The organism is Stenotrophomonas sp. STEN046, assembly GCF_056759755.1.
Genome location: NZ_JBRRDR010000088.1, coordinates 1 through 1,201, shown reverse-complemented (window position 1 = coordinate 1,201; position 1,201 = coordinate 1). Strand labels below are relative to the sequence as shown.

Here is a 1,201-nt window from a genome sequence, read left to right as displayed (position 1 = left end):
TGATCTGGCTCCCCGTAGGCAGACGCCAAGAAGCGATACTTTGATCGCACTTGGAGGTCCCTTATGTCCCGTATCACCCGCCGTAGCTACACCGATGAGTTCAAGCACCAGGCCGTGGAGCTGGCCGAGTCGCTCGGCCCAGCCGCAGCGGCCCGCCAACTGGAAATGTCCGTCAAGACGCTGGCAAATTGGATTGACGCGGTCCGTGCTGGCCGATCGCTGACCTCTGAAGCTCGCAGGCCGGCCACCGACCTGGAAAGCGAGATCAGCCGCCTTCGGGCCGAGAACGCCAATCTGAAGATGGAGCGTGAAATCCTAAAAAAAGCGGCGGCGTTCTTTGCCAGAGAGTCCAAGTGAGGTACGCCTTCGTCGCCAGTCAAAGGACTCGCTACCCGACCAGGTTGCTGTGTCGGGTTCTTGGTGTTTCTGTCTCTGGATTTCATGACTACCTGCGCCGGCAGTGTGCCCAAACGTGCGATGTCGATTCGGCCCTCCGTACCGAGCTTCGGGCCATCCATGTGGCCAGCAAGCGCAGTTATGGGCGGCGTCGGCTGGTCAGGGCCTTACGAGCCAGGAATCATCCAGTCGGCCACAAACGGGTGGCACGGTTAATGGCCGAGGAGCGAATTCAGGGCAAGACCAAAGGCCGATTCCGGCCCAAATCCTCCGGCGGCTCATCTCAGCTCGCCCCCAACCTGCTGGATCGGCAATTTGCCCCCGGAACCGGACCGGCAGCGTGGGTCGGGGATATCACGTATGTCCCCACTCGCCAGGGATGGCTGCATCTGGCCGTGGTCATCAGCGTCCAGACCCGGCAGGTGCTGGGCTACAGCGTTTCCAAGCGCCTGACTGAAGAACTGGTGGTGAAAGCATTTGCCAATGCCTGGGCTCTGTATCCACAACGACCCGGCCTGATCTTCCATTCAGATCGTGGCGGGCAGTACTGGGGGAACGAGTTTCGCCAGCTGCTGCAGTCCCATGGCGTGGTCCAAAGCATGAGCCGGCCTGGCAATTGCTGGGACAACGCCGTGGCTGAGAGCTTCTTTGCGACGTTCAAGACAGAAGAGGCTGCCGAGCCTTACGCCAGTAAGGAACAAGCCAGCCAGTCCATCGCTGCTTACATCCACGGCTTCTACAATCCAGCCCGGCTACACTCGGCGCTGGGCTACCATTCGCCTAACAACTACGCCCGGCAGCTCAG

At 60.6% G+C, this 1,201-nt stretch carries 2 protein-coding genes; both read left to right on the top strand.

All coding sequences use genetic code 11. The features are described from left to right. The first annotated feature begins 63 nt into the window (after window positions 1–63). Window positions 64–357 (top strand): transposase, encoded by a 294-nt coding sequence (locus ACVOLJ_RS20850; RefSeq protein ID WP_087921478.1) that lies wholly within the window; start codon window positions 64–66, stop codon window positions 355–357. Beyond that, on the top strand, window positions 354–1,201 hold an 848-nt coding region (locus ACVOLJ_RS20845; RefSeq protein ID WP_481564993.1), incomplete at its 3' end, for an IS3 family transposase. The genes ACVOLJ_RS20850 and ACVOLJ_RS20845, both read left to right, overlap by 4 nt.